The sequence below is a fragment of the Staphylococcus sp. EG-SA-14 genome (assembly GCF_017151935.1).
Classification (GTDB): Bacteria; Bacillota; Bacilli; order Staphylococcales; family Staphylococcaceae; genus Staphylococcus; species Staphylococcus aureus.
Genome location: NZ_JACVZM010000094.1, coordinates 1 through 250 on the forward strand (window position 1 = coordinate 1; position 250 = coordinate 250).

The window sequence follows — 250 nt, forward strand, 5'->3', positions numbered from 1 at the left end:
CTTAGGAGAAATTGAAGAAATTGTTTTACCAGAATTTGATAGCGAAATCGAGGTTCCATATTTCGGTAAAGTTTCTGCTGGAAATTTCGAGGAAGTTGCAATTGATAATGAAAAATTAAAAGTTCCAGACTACATCATTACAGTGTTGACTGAGTATAAGAAAGAAAAAGAGCAAAACTTACTTTTACAACAAGAAATCGGAGAACTAAAACCCAAAGCAGACTATGTAGATGAAATCTTAAAGTCAACT

The 250-nt window shown here is 32.4% G+C and carries 1 pseudogene; it reads left to right on the top strand.

Annotated elements, in window-relative coordinates:
* Positions 1 to 250, top strand: a pseudogene (locus tag IDG63_RS14805) (hypothetical protein); the annotation flags it as partial.